Below are 6,225 nucleotides of genomic sequence, written 5' to 3' on the forward strand. Positions count from 1 at the left end.
CACATCATGCTCTGAACATGCGCCCACCTGTGCCTGAAACCTTATTAGAGAAACCTCAATTTAGTGGTGCCGAACGAGGGGGCTAGACAGGGAGCCATCCATTAGGCCGCAATAATTGCCTTGAGCATCCAGACCGCTTCCTCATGCTTCGCCATCCTCGCGTTCATCAGATCCTCTGTAGCTCCATCGCCATAACGGGCGGCGGTCGCGGCGGTCTCACGCAGGTTCCGGGCAATCGCTTCGTGGTCAGTAACCAATTGCTTGATCATGCCCTCCGCGTCTTTGACCGTTTCTTCTTCGGTCACCTTGGCTTGGCTAACCATGTCCGTGAACGAAATCGGGGCCACCTGACCCAGAGCGCGCACACGCTCGGCCAAATCATCCGCAGCTTCAAACAGGTCGCGATACTGACGCTCAGTCAGTTCATGGATCGGCAGGAAGAGTGGGCCCACGACGTTCCAATGTGTGCCTTGCGTTTTCACCATCAGGACCATGGTATCGGCCAGTACTTCCGTCACCGCGTTGGCGATCCAGGCGTTTTTGTCGATGCCTGTGTCGTTGGTTTCTTCCTGAACTTCAGACTTCAAGACTTGCTGTATCATTTTCACTCCGTTTCGTTGCTTGTGGAGTAACACCTAAGAGTGTTTCATAAAATTTCAAATAAAATCATATACTTAATATAGGTATCCGACACATCATGGGGCGCTTCATGATCCTGGGTATCCGGCACAACATGCCAAGATTGATGTAGACACGCAGGCCCATTGGCATACATGCTTGGAGTAACTGACGTAAGCTACTGAGGTCATGCCAGTGTCTGATCCAAATCGACCGCCAAAACGCACGGAAAAACTGCAACTGATGCTCGACCTCGAAGAGCTTAAAGCCATAGATGATTGGCGGTTCGAGAACAGACTGCCATCCAGAGCGGCCGCCATTCGAGAACTCATCCGTCGTGGTCTGATTTCCAATGAGTTTGAAGAACCACCAACTGACGCGCCTTCTGGTGAGTTTCGTGTTGTGGACGAGTGACAAGAACATCCATAGAGCATTCGACTAAAGCCCCGAGACGTTTCGCAGTGCCGCGCTCAGCTGGCTGTTAAGCAGAATTCAGTGAATGTCTGCATTGTGGACACTTCTACCATTCGCGAAAAAGCTTGGTGAATTTGAGGCTTGAACGATTGCGTTGAGACCAGAGAGTAACTCCAGCGACAAGCCTGACTTGTTTTCAATAAACTACTCGCGCAACATCTGTGAATGTCCGGAACCAATTGGGAGGTTGGCATGGCGGAGCTAAGCGAAATTGGTAAGACAGGTATACGGGTCCCTCGCATCGGGTTTGGATCGACGGGGTTGGGAAGTATCCCGGAAATCTATGGGTATGAAGTTGAGGAAGACCGCGCGATTGATACAATTCGGGCAATTCTTTCGCAGCCAAATGCGTTCCTGGACACATCCCGTTGCTACGCCATGGGACGAAGTGAAGAGCGCATAGGAAAAGTCATTCGTGAGCTTGGTGGTTGGCCGGACGGGCGAGTGCTTTCCACCAAAATCGACCGGGACATGGAAACCGGTGCTTTTGATGCTTCTCAGGCACGTAGATCATTCGAGGAAAGTCTTACGGCCCTAAGCGTCGACAGCGTTGATATACTCCACGTCCATGATGTCGAATATGCAAATGACCTATCTGAGGTTAAAGGACGGGGTGGCGCGATTGAAGAGTTGTTCCGTATCAAGCAGGAAGGTCTTGCAAAGGCGGTCGGAATCGCGGCGGGACGTATCGACTTGATTATGCCAATTTTGGAGAGTTGGGATTTTGACGTGGTCCTGACACACAACAGGCATACGCTGGTGAACGATAACGCGGCACCTCTAATAAAACTCGCGAAATCACGTGGCGTTTCGATATTGAACGCAGCACCTTATTCCGGAGGTGCACTTGCCCGAGGCAGCGCGATCCATCGCTTTTATGTCTATCGACCGGCAGATGATGAAAGGCTTGCGCCAATACGTGCTGTTGAAGAGGTATGCGGGCGCTACGATGTCCCAGTCGGGGCGGTCGCGTTGCAATACTCGTTGAAAAACGACGAAATCACTTCGACGATTTGCGGAGTGACATGGCCTCAGCATGTTCAACAGGCAATGGAATGGGCAGAGTGGTCCATCCCTGAAGGCGTTTGGGAGGATCTCGCTGAGCTCGGGAGTTCTTCGGAGAATCCTGAGGCTTAGAGTCGATTTTCGGAAAGGATACTGTTCTGCCAATTGACCGCTTTGGGCTCAAGGCAGTCATCTGAGTCTTTCTGTCAGATGACTGCTTAGGGACGAATAGCAGTCTAGGTTTGACGACAACCATTCAATTTACTTCGCGAACACCCACACCGACATAAGGTCCCAATACTATCAGCCCTCGACCACGCCCGGTCCGAGGATGCCCGGAATGCTTCCTGGGATGTATGGTCCGCGCGAATTCGGCGGCCGACGCCACGCGAGCAGCTGCGTGAGGGCATCAACCTGATCGTCATGTCTCAGATTTGGGAAACCCAGAAGCTCTCGTTCGAACTCGCCAAGCCAAACTGCATCTTTGGGCAAAAGTAGCTCGCTATTCTCAATTCGGGTAGATTGCGCAGCAAAGCGAGTAATTTTGTCTGCCTCTGGTTTGATCTTGATCGGTTGCGGCACGCCTCGTGGTTTTTCGTCCTTTAGCACTTGGATGAGAGAGGCGCCACTGGCGGCGTCCTCGATCAAGAGAACATCTGATGCGTGTTTTTGGGCGTGAGCGATCACGCGCTTCTTGAGCTTCGGAAACGCAAGCTTTTCTCGGATTACATCCAATAGAAAGACCTCACGCCCTCTCACGAGCGCTGTCACGCAAACTGAGAAGTCATTGAATACACCTTCCTTGGTCGCTGTATCCCAGCTTTGAACGATCAGATCGCCTGGAAGCTTCTGGGGTTGTTCCGGATAGTATCGGAACCATTCCTTTTTTACGTGCAATCCCTCGGTCGGAACGGGATCTTGTTGATATTGGGCTGAGAATGTCGCAGTCCCCATAGTCTTTTTCAGGTCCTGCAGTTTTGCGAGGTTTTCTCGCTCGGGATGCAATGCCGTGTCTTGCCGGAAAAGATGGAATTGATTGGGACCCACCTGGATCGACATGTCGTCTTCGGCAATCGCAGGCAAAGAGAGATGCTCCCATCCACCCGCCTGCAGCAAATGCCCGGCCAAGTCTTCTTCATGCAAGCGCTGCATGACCAGCACCATGGAACCAGTCTGTTTGTTGTTGAGGCGCGAGACCAGCGTGTTGCTGTACCACGTCAGTACGTTTTTGCGTGTCGTCTCAGAATGCGCGTCGTCAGGCTTGATTGGGTCATCAATGATGATGATATCCCCACCCCGCCCGGTGAGCGTACCGCCAACAGAGGTAGACAATCGCCCACCGCCCTGCGTGGTGCGGAAGTCCATTTCAGCCATGCCACCCTTTTGCAGTCGTGCTTTTGGAAAGATCCGCTGATACCAATCGGTCTGCATTACTGATCGGCAATCATTGGCGTGTTTGGCGGCCAAATCGCTGGAATAACTAACGCAAACAAGGCGCAGTTGAGGATCATGTCCCAACCTCCATGCCGGCCAGGCAACTGAGATTGCAATAGACTTGAGATAGCGCGGCGGCATGGTCACGATCAGGCGCGTGTTGTCCCCACGCTTGATCCGCTCCAGCTGCCACGCGATGGCATTTACGTGCCAGTTGGCAAGAAAGATATCGCCACCGGAGATCTCCGCGAACACTCTGGCGACGAAGGATGCAAAGTCGGTTCGCAGGATCGCGTCCAGCACGTCTTGCTGGCTACTCATCTGGTGCATCCTTCACCTGACGGCTCAGAAACTCATTGATGATAGCCTGATCGTCTGCTGGCAGCGCAACCGTATTTTTGCCCGGCTCGTCGTCCGGCCCTAACAAGTCCATCGCCACATCCACCAGCTTACTGATGGCGCGAACATCACCCTTGATCGCTTTTGCGGCAAACTGTTTGACCATCAACTGCTGCTTGGTCATTCTGACCACCTTCCCCTGCTCCTTAACCTCGACACGCTCGTTCAATTCTGCACGGAGATCGGTTTTGAGACCGCGGGCACCCTTTTTGCGTCCCTTCGGGTTGCCCGACTGCCCCTTTTTGAATTGCGTGTGCTTGGGCGGACGTCCGTGCCCGACCTCATAATCCTTGTCAGACATCGGCCAAGCCTCCCACGCGTTTCCTTGCCATCTCCGCGAACGACAAACCGGTATTCGTATGCACGGCCGTCTCGCCTGTTTCCGTTTCCAACCGGCGCAGGATCAGATCGGCATAGTGCGGATCAATCTCGATGCCGTATCCACGCCGGCCCGCACGCGCCGCCGCGATGAGTGTCGTCCCCGCCCCGGCGAAGGGATCGAGGACGATGCCACCCCGCTGGGAACAATCGAAGATGGCATCTCGGACCATCGCAATAGGTTTGACCGTCGGATGTGCCGCCAAGTCAGCACCCCGGTCAGCGTGGAACGTATTGGCACCGGCATAGGTCCAAAGGTTGGAGCGGTGACGCCCCCGTTCGCCAAGGCCAAAGTTGTTGATGTGAGATCCTGTTCCGGATTTCAACACGAAGACCAGCTCATGCTGTGACCGATAGAAGGAACCCATGCCGGCATTGGTTTTGCCCCAGACGCACAGGTTCTTCAGTTCGTGAAAGACACCTTCGGACGCGTCAAGCACCTCGCCCATGTGGCGCCAATCCATGCAAATGTAGTGAATGGCGGTTTCACAAGCATGGGCGAGCAGCTGTTCGAACGACGCTCTTAGAAACTGGGTGAACTCAACTTTGGTCATCTCGCCCGATGCCATGGCGAACTCTCGGTGCCTGGTTTTTCCAAGTCCGGAAACGTGGCCACCAATCGGAACATTGTAGGGAGGATCAGTGAAGATCATCTGCGCCTTTTGGCCGGCCATCAGAGAGACGAAGCTATCTGGGTCAAGCGCGTCACCGCACTTGAGGCGGTGATCCCCGACGACCCACAGGTCACCGAGACGGCTTGTTGCCGGCCGGTCGTGCTCTGGTGCTGGGACCGTTTCGCACTCTTCGACGTCATTGATCCCAAGGTGAATGTCGATCTCGCCGATATCAAAGCCAGTCAGTTCAAGATCAAAATCGACGTCCAGATCAAGGATACCGGTCAACTCAATTCTGAGAAGATCATTATCCCATGTGGCGTTCTCAGCGATTTTGTTGTCCGCAAGGCGATAGGCCCGCACTTGAGTCTGGGACAAATGCTCTGCTCGTATGACGGGCACTGATTTCAACCCAAGCAATTTCGCGGCTTCAAACCGCCCGTGCCCAGCAATGATGCAGCACTCAGAATCCACAACTATTGGGACGATGAAATCGAACTCCTCAATGCTCGATGCAATTTGCCGGATCTGATGTTTGCTGTGCCTTCTCGGATTGCGGTGATAGGGACGCAAGTCCGATGTCGGCAGCAGCTCTACTTTCGGGATTTCTGGTCGAGACGAATGTGTTTTGCAAACGGAGTTTGAATTGCTGTCAGGTCCCTGTTTGAGTTTATCTGTCATGGGATCCCCCAATCAAGGTTACTGTTACAGCCAGCCTTTCGGTGGCCAGTTGAAGTTTCCTTGATCTGGTCACTACAACATACAGTGCAACTGCGCCTATGCAACCACTAAATAATTACCTAGCCGGGGTAGCTTGAGCTAGTGGAGTTAGGTGGTTTTGGATTGTTCCTTGCTCAGTCGGTGAAATTCCCTGTTCGCGGTCTTCTTTTCCCTGCTAGACCGGAAAAATTCCCTGCTACCAAGTTTAGGGAAATTCACGTTTACGCACTGGTTTAATTGAACGAATTCACGGCCTGACATCGAAATTGGGTCGAAAACTGAACGTTTTCCCTGTTAATTCCCAGTTAGCAGAGAAAATTGGCGAGACTAGATAGCCGCAAACTGCCTGCACAGCCAGTTCATCAGAACATGCGAATTACCCATAAGCGTGCAAATTTCACTCGGTTCGTGCAAATCGACGTCAATAAGTTTGTCTACTCACACTGTGTCGAATATCTACCACCATCTGTGCATTTCTATTGAAAGCGCAGAACTGTCTTAGCCCCGTAAAACTGTGCCACTATTTTGGTGTCACGGAAGGGATGATGGATGGCTCGGAAGCGGTATTCGGATGAAGATGCGT

Annotated in this window: 6 protein-coding genes; 2 read left to right on the forward strand and 4 right to left on the reverse strand. The window is 52.8% G+C overall.

The window, feature by feature from the left end:
• Positions 1–101: 101 nt before the first annotated feature.
• The gene (locus ACR0J8_RS23845) at positions 102–602 is read right to left on the reverse strand and encodes a Dps family protein (RefSeq protein ID WP_480892770.1); all 501 of its coding nucleotides are present in this window, start codon (positions 600–602) and stop codon (positions 102–104) included.
• A gap of 211 nt (positions 603–813) precedes the next feature.
• Here ACR0J8_RS23845 and ACR0J8_RS23850 point away from each other — a divergent pair, with 211 nt between their 5' ends.
• Together ACR0J8_RS23850 and ACR0J8_RS23855 are read left to right on the forward strand one after the other, a co-directional pair.
• A complete protein-coding gene (locus ACR0J8_RS23850; protein WP_170429673.1) occupies positions 814–1,032 on the forward strand; it encodes a hypothetical protein in 219 nt (72 codons plus the stop codon).
• Between the two features lie 252 nt (positions 1,033–1,284).
• A complete protein-coding gene (locus ACR0J8_RS23855) occupies positions 1,285–2,229 on the forward strand; it encodes an aldo/keto reductase (RefSeq protein WP_480892771.1) in 945 nt (314 codons plus the stop codon).
• 171 nt (positions 2,230–2,400) lie between these two features.
• Here the strand turns inward: ACR0J8_RS23855 and terL are convergent, their stop codons facing one another.
• Genes terL through ACR0J8_RS23870 form a run of 3 tightly spaced genes read right to left on the reverse strand, consistent with a single transcriptional unit; the run spans position 2,401 to position 5,603 of the window.
• Positions 2,401–3,852, reverse strand: a complete 1,452-nt coding sequence (gene terL, locus ACR0J8_RS23860; RefSeq protein ID WP_480892774.1) for a phage terminase large subunit — start codon at positions 3,850–3,852, stop codon at positions 2,401–2,403.
• On the reverse strand, positions 3,845–4,231 hold the full coding sequence (locus ACR0J8_RS23865) for a DUF5681 domain-containing protein (protein ID WP_171188236.1): 387 nt from the start codon (positions 4,229–4,231) through the stop codon (positions 3,845–3,847). Before ACR0J8_RS23865 ends, terL begins: the two co-directional genes overlap by 8 nt.
• Positions 4,224–5,603 carry a site-specific DNA-methyltransferase gene (locus tag ACR0J8_RS23870; RefSeq protein WP_171188238.1) on the reverse strand — a complete coding sequence of 460 codons (1,380 nt, stop codon included), beginning with the start codon at positions 5,601–5,603 and terminating at the stop codon, positions 4,224–4,226. The genes ACR0J8_RS23865 and ACR0J8_RS23870 overlap by 8 nt, the downstream gene beginning before the upstream one ends.
• Between the last annotated feature and the right edge of the window lie 622 nt (positions 5,604–6,225).

It is taken from the genome of Ruegeria sp. N11, assembly GCF_056531525.1.